Genomic DNA, 15,935 nt, shown 5'->3' with positions numbered 1-15,935 from the left:
AATCTTTCCGGTCTTAATCGACCAGAAATCAACTTGACCGAACACCGGGTGGCGCAATAACAGCCGTATGTCCGGTCATGCGTCAAGAGCCGCCGCCTTCATTTGTCGAAACGTAATCGACACACCTTGATCACCCTCCTGTCACCTTCATGATCATTTGAGGGTGGCGAAGGCCTTCGAGAACGCCGCGTCGCCCTGGACGACCGAGCTGCAGGTCGCGTCCGCCTGCCCCTTGGCCCCGCCCGGGCACTGCCTGTCCCGCGTCGCCGACCACATCGACAGCCACGCGATCCCCTTCGACTTCGCGAAGGCGACGAGCCGGGTGGCGTCCTCGACCGTGAAGACCTCCGACGCGACGTCGTTCACCCCGATCATGGGGGTCACCGCGACCGCCTTCCACGCCGCGCTGTCGCTCAGCCCGAACACGCTCTTGACCTGTGCCTGGGTAGCGGTGGCGGCCTGCTCGGCATAGGTGCCCATGTCACCGCTGTACGCCGGACCGTAGTCCATCGCCATGACATTCACAGTGTCGACTTTCACACCATTTGCCTTGGCGTCCGAGAGCAAAGTCACGCCGTCCTGGGTCAGGCCCTCCGGCATCACCGGGAGGGTGAAGGAGACGTCGAGTCCCGGGTGCTGCCGCTGGAGCTTCGCGATCGCCTGCGCGCGCCGGGTGTTGGCCGCCGTGTTCGGCAGCGCGCCCCCCTCCACGTCGAAGTCGACCTTGGTGAGCCGGTAGGCGTCCACGACCTTCCCGTACGCCGCCGCCAGCGCGTCCGCCGAGGAGCACGTCGTGGCCAGCTCGGAGCCGCTCGCCCCGCCGAAGGAGACCCGTACGTCCCCGCCCTTCGCCCGGAGCGCGCCGATCTGCGCCGCCACGCCGTCGCTCCCGAGGTCGGTCACCCCGCCCCATTTCGGCGTACAGCCGCCGCCGTCGGTCACGAAGGCGAGGTTGTAGTCCTTCACCCCGGTCGCGGAGACGTGCGCGAGGAGGTCGAAGGCGGGGTAGAGCGAGGTGTCGACGTACGGGGCGAAGGGGGCGGAGGAGGCGGTGCCGGAGCCGGTACCGGTACTCGCGCTCGGGGACGGGGCGGGGGACGTGGGGGTCTGCGTGGGTGCCGCGGTGGTGGGCGTCGAGGCGGGTGTCCCGGTGGGGGTCGCGCTCCCCGTCGGCCGTCCGCTCGGCTCGGGTGTGGCGCCCTGGTCCGCCGAGCACGCGGCCCCGTCCACCCGGCAACCGACCGGATCTCCCGTCCCGTTGACCACGAACCCGACGGTGACGGACTCCCCGACGGCCAGCCCGTCGGTGTCCCACTTCGGCGGGGTCACGGTGACGTGCCGCCCGCCGACCGTCGACTCGGCGTTCCAGAGCGAGCCGAGCCTCGCCCCCGCCGGCAGGTCGAACTCCAGCTTCCAGTCCGCCTTCACCCCACCGGTGTTGTTGGTGACGACGTATTGCGCGGTGTACCCCGTCGACCAGTCACTGGTCCTGGTGTACGCGGCCCCGACCCCGGCCGCCTGCGCGGTACCGGCCACGAACACGGCCCCACCGCCCACCACCGCCGCGGCGACCACCCCGCCGATCACCTGGTTCCTACCGCTGCCCGTGCGCCGGTGACTGCTCATGCCGTGCCTGCCTTCACTGCTCGTGGGGTGAGATGCGGCAGCACGCTAGCGAGCCCAAACCGGGCAAAGTGCCTGATAGGGGCGGCGGCGAAGGATCTTAGGGTGCGCTTAAGCCACCCATCGGAGCCGATTAAAGGTCGAGACCAATTCGCCTGTCCGCAGGCCTCACCTGGCCGCCGCCCGTCTCCGCTTGCGTACGGCTCCGCGGTGGCCCCTGCGGATCGGCTCGTGGTCGTTCAGTTGGAGCCAGACACGGACTTCCGTGCCGCCCAGGACCGAGCGGCCGATGCGGACGTCGCCCCCGGTGGACTCGGCGAGGCGGCGGACGATGTCCAGGCCCAGGCCGGTGGAGCCGGTGGTGCCCGAGCCGCGGCCGCGGGCCATCGCCGTCACGGGGTCGGGGATGCCCGGGCCCGCGTCCGAGACGAGGACGATCACCGCGTCCTCGCCGGTGTGGACGTCGACCGCGAAGGCGGTGCCCTCCGGGGTGTGCCGGAAGACGTTGCCGAGGAGGGCGTCCAGGGCGGCGGCCAGGTCGGCGCGGGCCACGGGTATGCGGACCGGACGGTCGACCCCGGCGGTGCGGACCTTGCGGCCCTCGTCCTCCGCGAGCGCCGACCAGAAGGCCATCCGCTCCCGGACCACCTCCGCCGCGTCGCACCCGGCCCCCGCGCCGGGCGCCGCCGTCTGCGGTTTGGCCTCCCGGGCCGTACGGATGATCGTGTCCACCTCGCGCTCGAGCTGGGCGACCGCCGTACGGGTCTGCTCGGCGGCCGGGGAGTCGCCGAGGGAGGCCGCGTTCAGCCGGAGCACGGTCAGCGGGGTGCGCAGACGGTGGGACAGGTCGGCCGCCAACTCCCTTTCGTTCGCCAGGAGTTGCACCACCTGATCGGCCATCGAGTTGAAGGCGACGGCCGCCCGCCGCAGTTCGTTCGGGCCTTCCTCCGGGACCCTCGCGCCCAGCTTCCCCTCCCCCAGTTCCTGCGCGCCCTCCACCAGTCGCCTGGCCGGCCGCACCATGCGTACACCGAGCCGGTCGGCGACCGCGACCGAGCCGAGGACCAGCGCGACACCGACCCCGGCCAGCACCGCCCACGCCGTGCCGACACCGTTGGTGACCTCGGACTCCGGGACGTAGACCTCGACGACCACGGTCCCGAGGCCCAGTGCGACCGGCTGGAGCAGTACGGAGCCGCCCGGCACCTCGGCGGTCGAGGCGCGGCCCAGCCTCCGTACGGCGGCGATGTCCCCGTCGGCGGCCCGCTGCCGGCCGAGGTCCACGGCCCGTCGGCCGTCGCCGGCCGGCAGGTGCACGGCCATCCCGTCGTCGGACCCGGCCGAGACGACCACCCGCTCCAGTTCCTCGCGGTCGGTGGTGATGGACAGCGCGGGGACCACCACGGCGGCCTCCCGCTCGGCGTTGGAGAAGGCGCGGTCACGGGCCATCTCCTTGACGACGAGTCCGAGGGGGACGGCGAAGGCGACCACGACCATCGTGGTGACCGCCAGACAGACCTTGACCAGTGCCCATCTCATCGCACCAGCCCCCCTTCCCCCGGTGGTTCGAGCTTCACGCCGACACCGCGCAGGGTGTGCAGATAGCGCGGGCTGGCCGCCGTCTCCCCCAACTTCCGCCGCAGCCAGGAGAGATGGACGTCGATCGTCTGGTCGTCGCCGTAGGACTGCTGCCACACCTCGGCGAGCAGTTCCCGGCGCGGGACGACGACCCCCGGCCGGCCGGCCAGGAAGGCGAGCAGGTCGAACTCACGGCGGGTGAGGTCGAGGCGTACACCGTCCAACTCCGCCTGGCGGCGCAGTGGATCGACGCTGAGGCCGCCCACCCGCAGCACGCTGGAGGGCGGGGGCTCCCCTGCGCCGGAGCGGGCCCGGCGCAGGACCGCCGCCATCCGCGCCGACAGATGCTCCACCGAGAACGGCTTGGTCAGATAGTCGTCCGCGCCCGCGTTCAGCAGCCGGACGATCTCCGTCTCGTCGTCGCGCGCGGTGGCGATGATGACCGGCACATCGGTGATGCCGCGCAGCATCTTCAGGGCCTCGGAGCCGTCCAGATCGGGCAGTCCGAGGTCCAGGATCACCACGTCGAAGCGGAAATGGGCGACCTCGCGCAGCGCCTCCAGCGCGGTACCGACGCTGCGCACCAGGTGCGAGGCGTCGGTGAGATGCCGGATGAGCGCCGAGCGTACGAACTGGTCGTCCTCGACCACGAGCACACGTGCCATGCGCCGCACCGTACGCCATGCCCATGGACCCGGCCGGAGCCTGTGGACAACTCACCGCCTGTGGACAACCGATGGCCCGTCCGTGCGACACCCGTGCGAAGGGTGCGGCAAGATGGCCCGCTATGCGGAGCGGACTCGTACACGTACTGGCCTGGACGCTCGCCACGGGCGCGGCGGTCACACTGTCGTGGTGGGGCGTCCACACGGTGATGGCGGGCACGGCCTACGACCCTCCGCGCGCCCTGCCCCTGACGGTGAGCGAGGTGACCTCCACCCCCCGGCAGTCCGGCCCGCCGCCCTCCCCCTCCGCCGGCACCAGCCCGTCCACCTCGCCCAGTGCTTCCCCGACGCCCCCTTCGGCGTCCCCGGCCCGGAGCAGCGGCCCGCCCAGCACCCCGGCGGCCGCGAAGAGCACCGTCTCCGGGACGGTCAAGAGCTACGACACCGACGGCGGCCGGGTCGTCCTCGACCTCGCCGAGACCTACGCGACCCTCGTGTCCGCCACCCCGGCCGCCGGCTGGTCGGTGCAGGTGTGGAAGACGGAGTCCTGGATCCGGGTGGACTTCGCCTCGGGCGCGGACCGGGTGTCGGTCTTCTGCACCTGGCACGACGGTCCGCCACGGGTGGAGGTGAACACCTTCTGACCTTGTGACCTTCTGACCTGGTGGGCTTGTGACCTGGTGGCCTTGTGAGCTTCTGCCCTTCTGAGCGCCGACGGCGCGGGCCCCGCGCCGCGAGAGCCGAAGTGGCAGCCAACTACATATTGACAGTGGACTCTCATTTGGCAGTAGCCTCTCATCAGGTTGCTACCACTCGGGAGGTCTTCATGACCGCACGCGGCACCACCCTGTCCACGTCTCCCCGCCGCTGGCTCGCCCTCGCCGCGCTCACCCTGAGCGTGCTGCTCGTCGGCCTCGACGGCACCGTCGTCAATGTCGCCCTGCCGACCATCGCCGGTGAACTGCACGCCGACAGCGCCCAGTTGCAGTGGATCGGCGGCGGATATCTACTCACCCTGTCGGTCGCGATGCTCCCCGTCGGTCTGCTCGGCGACCGGTACGGGCACAAGCGGCTGCTGCTGTCCGGCATCGCCCTGTTCGGCCTCGCCTCCCTGGGCGGCGCGCTCGCCACCGGTCCGACACAGGTCGTCGCGGCCCGCGCGGTCCTCGGCCTCGGAGCCGCCGCGATCATGCCGCTGTCGATGGCGATCCTGCCGCGCGTCTTCGCCCAGGACGAACTCCCGCGGGCCATCGCCGTGTGGACCGCCGCGACCGCGCTCGGCATGCCGGCCGGACCGGTGATCGGCGGCTGGCTGCTCGACCACTTCCGGTGGGGGTCGGTCTTCCTGTTCAACGCCCCCGTCGCCGGCCTGGCCCTGGTCGCGGGGCTCCGGCTGCTGCCCGGTGACACGTCGAAATCAACAAAATCCGACGTCGACGTCCTCGGCACGGTCCTCGGCGGCCTCGGCATCACCGGCCTCGTCTACGGCACGATCCTGATTCCCCGCGACGGCTGGACCGCCCCCTCGGTGCTCGTTCCGCTGACCGCCGCGGCCGCCCTGCTCACCGCGTTCGTCCTGCGCGAGCGCCGCACCCCGCAGCCGATCGTCGACCTGGGTCTGTTCACCGACCGCCGGTTCCTGTGGGGCACCCTGATCGCCGTCTTCGTGAACTTCGCGGTGATGGGCATCCTGTTCGTCGTCCCGCAGTACCTCCAGGCCGTCCTCGGCACCGACGCGCTCGGCACCGGACTGCGGGTCCTGCCCCTGATCGGCGGGCTGATGGCGGCCGCCGCCGGCAGCGAGGCGCTCGTCCCCCGCCTCGGCGCCCGTACGGTGATCCCCACCGGTCTCGCCCTGCTCGCCGCCGGCGCCCTGCTCGGCGCCACCACCGGACCCTCCGACGGCTACGGCTTCGCCGCCCTGTGGCTCGCCCTCACCGGCCTCGGCTTCGGTCTGGCGGTCGTCCCGGCGACCAGTCTGGTGGTGGCCGCCCTGCCCACCGACAACACCGGCTCCGGCACCAGCCTCCTGGAGACCGTCCAGCAGCTCGGCGCGGTCCTCGGCGTCGCCGGCCTCGGCAGCCTGCTCGGCTACGGCTACCTGAGCCGGCTGCACACCGGCGGCCTCCCGGCGAGCGCCGCCGACACGGCCCGCGACTCCGTCTCCGGCGCCGACGCGGTGGCCGCCCGGCTGCACGACACGGCCCTGACCGCCTCCGCGCACGCCGCCTTCGTGCACGGCATGGACCTGGTCCTGCTGGTCTGCGGGGCGATCGCCCTGCTGGGCGCCGTCCTGGCCGCGCTCTTCCTGCCGGGCCGCACCACCTGCTCCCGCACGGTGGCCCGGTCCGCCGCCCGGCACGCAGAATCGGTCGCATGACGACGCACGAGACCTCCGCCGCGCCCCTCGGCCTGCGGGAGCGCAAGAAGCAGCAGACCCGGGAGCGCATCCGCCGCGAGGCCTACCGCCTCTTCGCCGAGCACGGGTACGAGGCGACCACGGTCGACCAGATCGCGGAGGCGGCGGAGGTCTCGCCCAGCACGTTCTTCCGCTACTTCCCGACCAAGGAGGACGTGGTCCTCCAGGACGAGTACGACCCCGCACTCGCCACCGCCCTGCGCGCACGCCCCGCCGACGAGCCCCTCGTGGACGCGATCCTCAACTCCCTGAAGGGTCCCCTGGGCGCGACGCTGCGGCAGGACCGCGAGGATCTCCTGCTGCGCACCCGGCTCGCCTTCGACGACCCCGCCATCCGCGCGCGCAACGTGGCCGAACAGGAACGCAGCGAACGCGCCATCGCCGAGATCGTCGCCGAGCGCACCGGCCGCGACACCGCCGACCTGGAGGTCCGCTGCGCGGCGGCGGCCGTCATCGCCGTGTTCACCACCCTCGTACGGCACTGGGTGGAGGGCGACGGCAAGGAGGACCTGGCGGCGCTGTACGAACGCCATCTGCCCCTGTTGTCCCGGGGGCTCCCTTTCTGACGGGTGCGACGACGCCGACCGGTGCGAGGGCTCTGACCGGCGAGAGGGCTCTGACCGATGCGAGGGCTCTGACCGGTGCGAGTGCTCAGCGGAACACCGAGGGCGGCGGGGCCGGGGAGGCGACCGCCGCCTCGTCCGTCACCGGGACCGCGCCGCCGGTGAAGTCGAGCAGTGCCCGCCCGTGCTCCACGCGCGCGGGATGCGGGTCGGACGCGGCCCGGCGGGTCAGTTCCGCGAGCGGCAGGGGGAGGTCGCCGGCCAGGAGTACGGCGTTGCCGAACCGTTTCCCCCGGAGCACGGTCGGGTCGGCGACCAGGGCGAGCTCGGCGAAGCGGGCGGCGGCGGTCGCGATCTGGCCGCGCAGATGGGCCAGCGGGGGGCCGTCGGCGATGTTGGCGGCGTAGAGACCGCCCGGCTTCAGCGCCCTGCGGACCTCGTCGAGGAACTCGGCCGAGGTGAGGTGCGCGGGGGTGCGGGCGCCGCTGAAGACGTCGGCGAGGACGAGGTCCGCCCAGCCGTCCGGCACCTTGCCGAGACCCTCCCGCGCGTCCAGGGACCGGACCCTGATCCTGGCCCCCGGATCGAGGGGGAGCTCCCGGCGCACCAGCCGGACGAGCGCGGCGTCGCGTTCGACGACCTGCTGGGTGGAGCGGGGGCGGGTGGCGGCCACGTACCGGGCGAGCGTGAACGCGCCGCCGCCGAGGTGCACGACGTGCAGCGGGCGGCCGGGCGCCGCGGCGAGGTCGATGACATGGCCGAGGCGGCGCTGGTACTCGAAGGAGAGATACGCCGGGTCGTCGAGATCGACGTGCGACTGCGGCGCCCCGTCGATGAGCAGCGTCCAGGCCCGCGCCCGGTCCCGGTCGGGCAGCAGCTCCGCGAGCCCGCCGTCGACGGCCTCGACCACCGCGGCCGCGTCGGCACCGCGTTCCCGCCGGGTGTTCCTGGACTTCCCCATGAGGGCATCTTCCCAGCCCCCGGACCCCTCTCGCGTCGGCGGGAGGCGCGGGAGGCCTCAGCGGCAGCTGTCCGCCGCCTCGATGGTGCGGGCCGCCTCGCCGAGGGCCCGGCGCAGCACCGCCGGGTCCGTCGCGAGGTCCGCCTCGCCGGGCGGCACCAGCCAGTCCGAGCCCTCCACCGGGGGCTCGGGGTCGCGTCTGAGCCCCCGCCCGTCGGTCTCCGTGCAGATACTTCCCGGCAGGTCCCAGGCGGCGGCGGTCCCGGGCGGCACCAGGAAGCAGAGGGTGTCGTCGCCGTCGTCGTGCAGCACGGGTCCCACCCCCTCCGCCGCACCCCGGCGCAGGATGTCGACCGCCTCCAGGCCCTGCCGGGCCGGCACCGTCACGAGGTCGCACGCCGCACCCGAGGGCACGGCCGCCGACGACGGCGTACGAGGATCGTTGCTCCGGCTGGTCTCCATCCCGGCCTCCACCACACAACCCGCTCCTGCAGTCCACAGCATTCAACGCACGACCGCGTCAACGGCTACGGCGGAAGTCCGCCGCAAAGGATGGCAGTTCATGGCAGATCGTGGAGGAGATATCCGGTTTGTAGCCAAACACTGCGTGGCGGCCCCGTCACAGCAGGTACGTTCTTGCTCGCTGGACATCAGGGTGATCACCTCCGAAAATCGGCCAAGTCATCCCGATCCCGGCATGGTTCGACGGTTCGCATGAGAGGACCCGGCCATGGCGTCGTCAACGGTGACCCCACCCCGGCCCGACCGGCCACCACGGCCCAACCTCGCCTTCCGGCATCTGCGGGGACAACGCTCGCCGGCCGAGTTCGCCGCGCTGGTACGGCGGGCCGCACGCGAGATCGGTGAGCGGGTGAGCTGCGACGCGCGCTACATCGGACGGGTCGAGGCAGGGGAGATCCGCTGCCCCAACTACGCGTACGAGCGGGTCTTCCTGCACATGTTCCCCGGCCGGACGCTCACCGACCTGGGGTTCGCGCCCCGGGCGTCCGTACGCGGACGCGGAGCGCGCACCGCCGGGGACGCGCTCCTCGTGCACACCACGAGCCCGGCGCTCACCACCAGTGAGGCGGGGAAGGCGGGTGAGACACGCGGGGCGTGTGAGCCGTATGACACGCAGGACCCGTACGACACGCACCACGACCACGAGGAGAGCGACGTGCTGCGTCGCGCATTCATGACCGGCGGAGGCGCCACCATGGCCGCCGCCTCGCTGGGCCCTCTGGGGTCCGCCCTGCCCCACTCCCGGCTCCGGTCGAGCGGCGGGCCCCATGTCGCCTCCCCGGCGGGGCGCCCGGTGCGCCGGGTCGGGGCGAGCGAGGCGGGCGCCCTCGAAGAAGCGGTCCGCCGGATCCGTCTGCTGGACGACCGGCACGGCGCCGACGGCCTCTACCGCCGCGCGGCCGCACCCCTGCGCGCCGCCTACGCGCTGCTCGACGCCGGCACCACCCGGCAGGCGACCGCCGACCGGCTGCACTCCGGCGCCGGTGAACTCGCGATCTCCGTGGGCTGGCTGGCGCACGACTCGGGCCGCTTCGACGACGCCCGCTCCCACTACGCGGAGGCCCTCGCCACCGCGCGCGTGACCGGCGACCAGGCCCTGGAGGCGCACGCCTTCTGCAACACCGCGTTCCTCGCGCGCGACGCCGGGCGCCCCCGCGAGGCCGTCCGCGCCGCGCAGGCCGCACAGCGTGTCGCCCGTCCCCTGGGCTCCGCCCGGCTGATGTCGCTGCTGGCGCTGCGCGAGGCGGGCGGCTGGGCCGGGCTCGCCGACCGGGCCGGCTGCGAACAGGCCCTCGCCCGCGCGCACGCCCTCTACGAACGCGGCTCCTCGGACGCCGACCCCGAGTGGATGACGTTCTACGGCGAGGCCGAGCTGGCCGGGCTCGAGGCGCAGTGCTGGTCCGCGCTGGGCGACTGGACCCGGGCGGCCCGGCACGCGGGGCGCGCGGCGGATCTGCAGGATCCGCACTTCACGCGCAACATCGCGCTGTACACCGCCGAGCTTGCCGACGATCTGGCACGGGGCGGGCGGCCCGACGAGGCGGCGGTGGCGGGGATGCGGGTGCTGGATCTGTTGGGGCAGGTGCAGTCGTCGCGGATCCAGGGGATGTTGGCGGGGACCGCGCGGGTGCTGCTGCCGCATCGGGGGGTCGGGGGGGTGCGGGAGTTCTTGGACCGGCACGCCTCGGCACCCAGGACCGTGTGAGACCGGCGCCCTGTGTCGTCGGGGTGCCGGCGGCTACGGCACCAGGTGACCCAGGTCGTTCCAGCTTTCGATCGCCGGGTCTCCGTAGGCCCAGCCCAGTACCGACAGGGACGTCGGGTTCAGGCGGATGCGGGAGGCGAAGGCCAGGGGGAGGCCCAGCCAGCGGGCGCCTATGGAGCGGAGGATGTGGCCGTGGGCGAAGACCAGGACGTCGCGGTCCGCCGAGCGGGCCCAGGCGACGACCTCGTCCGCGCGGGCGGTGACCTCGGTGAGCGACTCCCCCTGCGGGACGCCGTCGCGCCAGATCAGCCAACCGGGCCGGACCCCCTGGATGTCGGCGGGGGTCATGCCCTCGTAGGCGCCGTAGTCCCACTCCATGAGGGTGTCCCAGTGGGTCGCCCGCTCACCGAAGCCGGCGAGTTCGCACGTCTCACGCGCGCGTGCCAGCGGGCTGGTGCGGATCTCGGCGTCCGGGAGTCCGTCGAACGGCGCCCGGTGCAGCCGCTCGCCGAGCAGCTTGGCGCCCCGGCGGCCCTCCTCCAGGAGCGGTACGTCGGTCCTGCCGGTGTGCTTTCCGGACAGGGACCACTCGGTCTGTCCGTGCCGGGCCAGCAGGATGCGCGGTGCCATGGGGGACCTTTCCGGGGGAACCCTGGGACGTCTCAGGGGGAAATCGGAGGCGGGACCCCTCCATCATCGCTCACCCTGAAACGGGGCAACCCGGCGGGCGATCCCGGCGTCTTTGAGGGCCGGGGGCGCCCCGAGGGGGGCGAGCGCTCACGCCGTAAAGTGGCACGCCCGCGACCACGGGCGCAGCGACACGTCAGCGACACGAAGGGGGAGGCGATCGGATGCCGCAGACCGAGACACCGGGCACCGAGGCGGCCCCTCGGATCCGGCTGCGCTGGTGGACGGAGCTGCCGCTGATCCTGCTGGTGTACGCCTGCTACTCGGCGGGCCGGCTGCTCGCGCGCGGCGACGTGACGACCGCCGTCGACCACGGCCTGGCGATCCTGCGCGTCGAGAAGTCCCTGCACCTCAACGCCGAGCACCCGCTGAACCGGCTGTTCACCCGCGAGGCCTGGCTCGGCGTCCCGGCCGACTTCTGGTACGCGTCGCTGCACTACCTGGTGACCCCGGTGATCCTGGTCTGGCTGTTCCGCTCCCGCAGCCTGCACTACCGGGCGGCCCGCACCTGGCTGATGACGTCGACCTTCATAGGCCTGATCGGTTTCACGCTGCTGCCCACCTGCCCGCCCCGTCTGCTGTCGGCGGAGCACGGCTTCGTGGACACGATGGCCCAGTACAGCTCCTGGGGCTGGTGGGGCGGCGAGGCGAGCGCCCCGCGCGGGCTCGGCGGGATGACCAACCAGTACGCGGCGATGCCGAGTCTGCACGTCGGCTGGTCCCTGTGGTGCGGCGTCATGCTGTGGCGGTACGGGCGTACGCCCGTGGCGAGGACGGCGGCCGTGCTCTATCCGCTGCTGACGACGATCGTGGTCATGGGCACCGCGAACCACTACTTCCTCGACGCGGTCGCGGGCGCGGCCGTGATGGGGGTCGGCCTGCTGCTGGCGCCGCTCGTGCTGCGGACCGGTGACCGGCTGCGCACCGCGTTCGCGGCCCGCGTCCCGGCGACGGCGGCCCGCATCCCGGCCCAGGCGACGGACTCCCCGGCGATCTCCCCGACGGCCTCCCCGGCCGGTGCGACGGCCGCCGCCCCGGTGGCCTCCCCCGACACAGGGACCCCGATTGTCAGTGGCGGATGCCAGACTTCGACGGGTGAGCGAATTCCATGGCAGCGCGAGTCACGGTTCGGGCCAGGACCCGAGCCGGGTGCCTCCCCCTCGGATGCGGGGGACGGCGCTCCGGCAGCGGCTCGCTGAGCTGCGCGGCCCCGACGTACCGGCCAAGGCGCTGGACGCGCGTGCCCTCGCGGCCCTCGCCGCCAACCCCGGCTGCAAGCGGCGCGCGATCCTCGACGGCGCCGGGGTGAACAAGGCGGCGCTGGCGGGGGCGCTGGGCTCCCCGTCGGCCTTCGGCCAGTCCCAGTTCGCCCTCACGCGCGGCAACGCGTTCGAGGCGAAGGTGAAGGCGGACGGCGGCGCCGAACTGCTGCGGCTCGTGCACGAACGGCTGGACCCGCGCGCCGAACCGCCCACCACCAAGAGCACCCCCGACCTCGCGGCCTCCGGCCCCGAGGGCCGCACCGCGCGGACCGCGCTCGCGCTGCGCGAGGCCACCGAGCAGGCCCTCGGCACCTGGACGTTCCTCGACCACCCGATGCTCGCCCTCGACGTGGCAGGCTCCCCCGCCTTCCTGGAGCCGGACGCGGTGGTGGTGCACCCGGACGGCAGCTGGACGGTCGTGGAGATCAAGTCCTTCCCGATGCTCGACGGTTCGGCCGACCCGGCGAAGGTGGGCGCCGCCGCCCGCCAGGCCGCCGTCTACGTGCTGGCCCTGGAGGAGGTCGCCGCCCGCCTCGACCCCGCGCCGCAGGTCCGCCACCGCGTCCTCCTGGTCTGCCCCAAGGACTTCTCCAACCTGCCCACCGCCTCCGCCGTCGACGTCCGCAAGCAGCGCGCGGTCACCCGCCGCCAACTGGCCCGGCTCACCCGCATCCAGGACATCGCCGACGCGCTCCCCGAGGGCACCTGCTTCTCCCCCGAGCTGCCCGCCGAGCGGCTCACCGCGGCCGTCGAGGCGGTTCCCGCGACGTACGCGCCCGAGTGCCTGGCCGCCTGCGAGCTGGCGTTCCACTGCCGCGACCGCTCCCGCGCGGCCGGCGCGGTGACCACCCTCGGCCGCTCGGTCCGCGCCGAACTCGGCGGCCTGACCACCGTCGAGGACGTCCTGTCCGCCGCGCGCGGTGAGTCCGGGGACCCGGACGACCCCGCGGTCGCCGCCCTGCGCCGCGCCGCGCAGCTGCGCACCGAGGCCCTCGCGGCCCTGGGGGCGACGTGTCGCTGATCGCCACCCTCGCCCGTCTCGAGGCCGTCGCCACCGGCCGCGCCCAGCGCACCGCCACCGTCCGCCACCGGCATCTGTCGGACCGCCCGCTGGTGTTCGTGCCGCTGACCACCGCCGGTGAGGCCGGAGCCCCGCTCGGCGCGCTCGTCGGCACGGACCGGGACGCGCCACGCCTGCTCGTCGTACCGCAGCCCCGCGACCGCGACCTCCGGTTCGCGTTCCTCGCCGAACTGGCCGACGTCGTCCTGCCGTACATCGACGACCACGCCGGCGCCGTGGAGGCCGCGGAGCGCAACGAGACCGACCCGGAGACCGGCAAGCGCGTCAAGGTCGAGGTGGAGCTGTGCGCCGACGCGCCCCAGCTCATCGTCCCGAGCCGGGCGGGCGTCGACTACGTACGCCTCCTCGGCCGCTCCATGCGTTTTCGGCGTACGGCGGAGCAGGACCCGGAGTCGCCGCATCCGGCGCCCCCGCGCGTGCCGCTGCTCGGCCGGTGGCTGACGCACTTCGGGGAGCGGGCCCGGGTGCCCGGCTCGTCGCTGCTGCTCGCGCTCACCGAGCTGCTCGGCCGGCACTGGGCGACCGGACAGTCCAGCCTGGAGGACCAGCACCTGGGCGCGCTGCTCGCCTGGATCGGCCCTCCCGAGGGCGAGCCGGGCGCCGAGGCGGCCGAGCGGGCGGAGCACGCCCGGGACGCCGCCGGACAGCTCCTGTGCCCGCCGGCCGGTCCGGCCACCGACCCCGCCTTCGACAACAAGCTGCTGGCCCCGGCCATCGAGCGCTACGACCGCGCGCGGACCGCGTTCGCCACGGCCGAGGACGGGCTGGAGGCCGACGACCGGCTGGGCGGGCTGGCCGCCGCCGAGCGGGAGATCCGCGATCTGGTGCTGAGCCGGACCCTGCCCACCTGGGAGGCCGTGTGGCGGGGGCTCGACCTGCTGCGGGAGCTGCCCGCCGGGGCGCACGTGGAGGAGCGGTGGACGCGCGACCGCTGGTCGTTCACCGGCCACCGGGACCGGGTCGTCGCCGGGGAACCCCCGCAGCCGCGCCGTGACGACGCGGTGACCGCGGCGAACAAGCTGGCCACGCGCGAGCGTGAGCAGGCCCGGCTGGAGGCGCAGGAAGCCCTGGACGACCCGCTGGTGATGGCCGGGCGGCGGCTGGCCGGGGAGGCGTTCGCGGGCGAGGTCGTCGACGTCGTCATGGCGTACGGCGAGGGCAAGCGGCCCAGCCCGCGCCCGCTGGTCACCGTACGGACCGACGACCGTCCGCATCTCGGGGAGCGGGCGAAGGTGTACCGGTCGCTGGGCGGGAAGCCGCAGGCGGCGGAGTTCGTGGAGCAGCCGGAGGACGGTCTGCTGGTGCTGCGGATCGTCGACAAGATGGGCCGCGGCAAGGAGCCGGAGCAGGGGTCGGTGCCCGAGAAGGGCGATCTGCTGTGCTTCACGCTCTTCGAACACGAGCAGCGCGGCGGCGCCAAGCTGCCCGACCCGGAGGAGACGCCGTGGACGCACGGCGGACCGCCCGGCGAGCAGGTGCCCGAAGCCCCCGACTCCGTCACCCAGGAGGACGTCCTGTGACCACCGAGGCCGCCCTCGACCCCGGTACGGCCGCGACCCGCGCCACCGACGCGATCCTGCGCGACACCCTGCACGGCACCGCGCGCGGGGTGGTCGTGGATTCCCCGCCGGGCGCCGGCAAGTCGACGCTCGTCGTCCGGGCGGCGCTGGAACTCGCCGAGGCGGGGCGCCCCTTGATGGTGGTGGCGCAGACCAACGCGCAGGTCGACGACCTGGTGCTGCGGCTCGCCGAGAAGAGCCCCGGGCTGCCGGTGGGCCGGCTGCACAGCAGTGACGCCGACCCGTACGACAAGGCGCTGGACGGCCTGGACCACGTACGGAAGTCGGCGAAGGCCGCGGATCTGGCGGGGCTGCCGGTCGTCATCTCCACCGCGGCCAAGTGGGCGCATGTGAAGGTCGACGAGCCGTGGGCGCACGCGATCGTGGACGAGGCGTACCAGATGCGCTCCGACGGGCTGCTGGCCGTGGCCGGGCTGTTCGAGCGGGCGCTGTTCGTGGGGGATCCGGGGCAGCTCGACCCGTTCGCGATCGTGGGCAGCGAGCAGTGGGCGGGTCTGTCGTACGACCCCTCGGCCTCCGCCGTGACCACGCTGCTGGCGCACAACCCCGACCTCCCCCAGCACCGTCTCCCGGTCTCCTGGCGCCTGCCGGCCTCCGCGGCCCCTCTCGTCTCCGACGCGTTCTACCCGTACACCCCGTTCCGCAGCGGCACCGGGCACGGGGACCGGCGGCTCTCCTTCGGCGTGCCCTCGGACGGCTCGGGTCCCGACCGGGTGATCGACGAGGCGGCCGCGTCGGGCTGGGGCCTGCTGGAGCTGCCCGCACGGCACACGCCCCGGACCGACCCCGAGGCGGTACGGGCGGTCGCCGTGGTCGTACGACGGCTGCTGGACCGGGGCGGCGCGGCCACCTCCGAGCGCTCGCCGCAGCCCACGCCGCTGACCGCCGGCCGGGTCGCCGTCGGCACCGCCCACCGGGATCAGGCGGCGGCCGTGCGGGCGGCCCTGGCCGAGCTGGGCGTGGCGGACGTCACCGTGGACACCGCGAACCGGCTCCAGGGCATGGAGTTCGACGTCACGGTGATCCTCCACCCGCTCTCCGGCCGCCCCGACGCCACCGCCTTCCACCTGGAGACGGGCCGCCTGTGCGTCCTCGCCTCCCGCCATCGGCACGCCTGCATCGTGGTCTGCCGCGCGGGCGTGGGCGACCTCCTGGACGACTATCCGTCGACGGAACCGGTCCAGCTCGGAACGCTGGTGAAGTTCCCGGACGGCTGGGAGGCGAACCACGCGGTACTGGCCCATCTGGCCGAACACCGGGTGCCGTGGAAACCGTGAGGACGGGGGGAC

At 73.7% G+C, this 15,935-nt stretch carries 14 protein-coding genes; 8 read left to right on the top strand and 6 right to left on the bottom strand.

All coding sequences use genetic code 11. The features are described from left to right. Nucleotides 1-153: 153 nt before the first annotated feature. The 3 genes from OG852_RS30340 to OG852_RS30330 form a co-directional block, all read right to left on the bottom strand. The gene (locus tag OG852_RS30340) at nt 154-1,626 is read right to left on the bottom strand and encodes a glycoside hydrolase family 18 protein (protein WP_330349541.1); all 1,473 of its coding nucleotides are present in this window, start codon (nt 1,624-1,626) and stop codon (nt 154-156) included. A 165-nt stretch (nt 1,627-1,791) separates the two neighbouring features. Next, the gene (locus OG852_RS30335; RefSeq protein ID WP_133915108.1) at nt 1,792-3,162 is read right to left on the bottom strand and encodes a HAMP domain-containing sensor histidine kinase; all 1,371 of its coding nucleotides are present in this window, start codon (nt 3,160-3,162) and stop codon (nt 1,792-1,794) included. After that, nucleotides 3,159-3,866, bottom strand: a complete 708-nt coding sequence (locus tag OG852_RS30330; RefSeq protein ID WP_133915107.1) for a response regulator transcription factor — start codon at nt 3,864-3,866, stop codon at nt 3,159-3,161. Before OG852_RS30330 ends, OG852_RS30335 begins: the two co-directional genes overlap by 4 nt. Nucleotides 3,867-3,988: 122 nt before the next feature. On the opposite strand from OG852_RS30330, the gene OG852_RS30325 reads away from it, so the two are divergent. From OG852_RS30325 to OG852_RS30315, 3 genes are all read left to right on the top strand, one after another. Continuing rightward, nucleotides 3,989-4,510 (top strand): hypothetical protein, encoded by a 522-nt coding sequence (locus OG852_RS30325; protein WP_330349540.1) that lies wholly within the window; start codon nt 3,989-3,991, stop codon nt 4,508-4,510. Nucleotides 4,511-4,692: 182 nt separating this feature from the next. Further along, a complete protein-coding gene (locus OG852_RS30320) occupies nt 4,693-6,246 on the top strand; it encodes an MFS transporter (protein ID WP_330349539.1) in 1,554 nt (517 codons plus the stop codon). Further along, entirely contained in the window at nt 6,243-6,851 is a 609-nt protein-coding gene (locus OG852_RS30315) for an acyl-CoA-like ligand-binding transcription factor (RefSeq protein ID WP_133915104.1), read from the top strand. The genes OG852_RS30320 and OG852_RS30315 overlap by 4 nt, the downstream gene beginning before the upstream one ends. 85 nt (nt 6,852-6,936) lie before the next feature. On the opposite strand, the gene OG852_RS30310 is transcribed toward OG852_RS30315, so the two are convergent. Together OG852_RS30310 and OG852_RS30305 are read right to left on the bottom strand one after the other, a co-directional pair. Further along, nucleotides 6,937-7,809 (bottom strand): spermidine synthase, encoded by an 873-nt coding sequence (locus OG852_RS30310; RefSeq protein ID WP_133915103.1) that lies wholly within the window; start codon nt 7,807-7,809, stop codon nt 6,937-6,939. A gap of 57 nt (nt 7,810-7,866) precedes the next feature. After that, nucleotides 7,867-8,271 carry a hypothetical protein gene (locus OG852_RS30305; protein ID WP_330349538.1) on the bottom strand — a complete coding sequence of 135 codons (405 nt, stop codon included), beginning with the start codon at nt 8,269-8,271 and terminating at the stop codon, nt 7,867-7,869. 268 nt (nt 8,272-8,539) lie between these two features. Here OG852_RS30305 and OG852_RS30300 point away from each other — a divergent pair, with 268 nt between their 5' ends. After that, the gene (locus OG852_RS30300) at nt 8,540-10,036 is read left to right on the top strand and encodes a hypothetical protein (protein WP_133915101.1); all 1,497 of its coding nucleotides are present in this window, start codon (nt 8,540-8,542) and stop codon (nt 10,034-10,036) included. Nucleotides 10,037-10,069: 33 nt separating this feature from the next. Here the strand turns inward: OG852_RS30300 and OG852_RS30295 are convergent, their stop codons facing one another. Beyond that, entirely contained in the window at nt 10,070-10,666 is a 597-nt protein-coding gene (locus OG852_RS30295) for a histidine phosphatase family protein (RefSeq protein WP_133915100.1), read from the bottom strand. Between the two features lie 221 nt (nt 10,667-10,887). On the opposite strand from OG852_RS30295, the gene OG852_RS30290 reads away from it, so the two are divergent. The 4 genes from OG852_RS30290 to OG852_RS30275 are packed head-to-tail and all read left to right on the top strand — an operon-like array spanning nt 10,888 to nt 15,923. Next, nucleotides 10,888-11,922, top strand: coding sequence for a phosphatase PAP2 family protein (locus tag OG852_RS30290; RefSeq protein ID WP_330349537.1), 1,035 nt, complete (start codon nt 10,888-10,890; stop codon nt 11,920-11,922). After that, the gene (locus OG852_RS30285; RefSeq protein ID WP_330349536.1) at nt 11,873-13,006 is read left to right on the top strand and encodes a hypothetical protein; all 1,134 of its coding nucleotides are present in this window, start codon (nt 11,873-11,875) and stop codon (nt 13,004-13,006) included. Before OG852_RS30290 ends, OG852_RS30285 begins: the two co-directional genes overlap by 50 nt. Continuing rightward, nucleotides 12,997-14,586 carry a hypothetical protein gene (locus OG852_RS30280; RefSeq protein WP_133915097.1) on the top strand — a complete coding sequence of 530 codons (1,590 nt, stop codon included), beginning with the start codon at nt 12,997-12,999 and terminating at the stop codon, nt 14,584-14,586. Before OG852_RS30285 ends, OG852_RS30280 begins: the two co-directional genes overlap by 10 nt. Then, nucleotides 14,583-15,923, top strand: coding sequence for an AAA domain-containing protein (locus OG852_RS30275; RefSeq protein ID WP_133915096.1), 1,341 nt, complete (start codon nt 14,583-14,585; stop codon nt 15,921-15,923). Before OG852_RS30280 ends, OG852_RS30275 begins: the two co-directional genes overlap by 4 nt. Nucleotides 15,924-15,935: the final 12 nt, after the last annotated feature.

This window comes from Streptomyces sp. NBC_00582 (assembly GCF_036345155.1).
Taxonomy (GTDB): domain Bacteria; phylum Actinomycetota; class Actinomycetes; order Streptomycetales; family Streptomycetaceae; genus Streptomyces.
This window is presented reverse-complemented; position numbering and strand designations above follow the sequence as displayed.

What these genes read in the sequence shown, in the direction of transcription:
- OG852_RS30305 (WP_330349538.1), bottom strand. Translation starts at nt 8,271, where the DNA reads ATGGAGACCAGCCGGAGCAACGATCCTCGTACGCCGTCGTCGGCGGCC.
- OG852_RS30315 (WP_133915104.1), top strand. Translation starts at nt 6,243, where the DNA reads ATGACGACGCACGAGACCTCCGCCGCGCCCCTCGGCCTGCGGGAGCGC.
- OG852_RS30335 (WP_133915108.1), bottom strand. Translation starts at nt 3,162, where the DNA reads ATGAGATGGGCACTGGTCAAGGTCTGTCTGGCGGTCACCACGATGGTC.
- OG852_RS30340 (WP_330349541.1), bottom strand. Translation starts at nt 1,626, where the DNA reads ATGAGCAGTCACCGGCGCACGGGCAGCGGTAGGAACCAGGTGATCGGC.
- OG852_RS30320 (WP_330349539.1), top strand. Translation starts at nt 4,693, where the DNA reads ATGACCGCACGCGGCACCACCCTGTCCACGTCTCCCCGCCGCTGGCTC.
- OG852_RS30295 (WP_133915100.1), bottom strand. Translation starts at nt 10,666, where the DNA reads ATGGCACCGCGCATCCTGCTGGCCCGGCACGGACAGACCGAGTGGTCC.
- OG852_RS30325 (WP_330349540.1), top strand. Translation starts at nt 3,989, where the DNA reads ATGCGGAGCGGACTCGTACACGTACTGGCCTGGACGCTCGCCACGGGC.
- OG852_RS30300 (WP_133915101.1), top strand. Translation starts at nt 8,540, where the DNA reads ATGGCGTCGTCAACGGTGACCCCACCCCGGCCCGACCGGCCACCACGG.
- OG852_RS30290 (WP_330349537.1), top strand. Translation starts at nt 10,888, where the DNA reads ATGCCGCAGACCGAGACACCGGGCACCGAGGCGGCCCCTCGGATCCGG.
- OG852_RS30310 (WP_133915103.1), bottom strand. Translation starts at nt 7,809, where the DNA reads ATGGGGAAGTCCAGGAACACCCGGCGGGAACGCGGTGCCGACGCGGCC.
- OG852_RS30330 (WP_133915107.1), bottom strand. Translation starts at nt 3,866, where the DNA reads ATGGCACGTGTGCTCGTGGTCGAGGACGACCAGTTCGTACGCTCGGCG.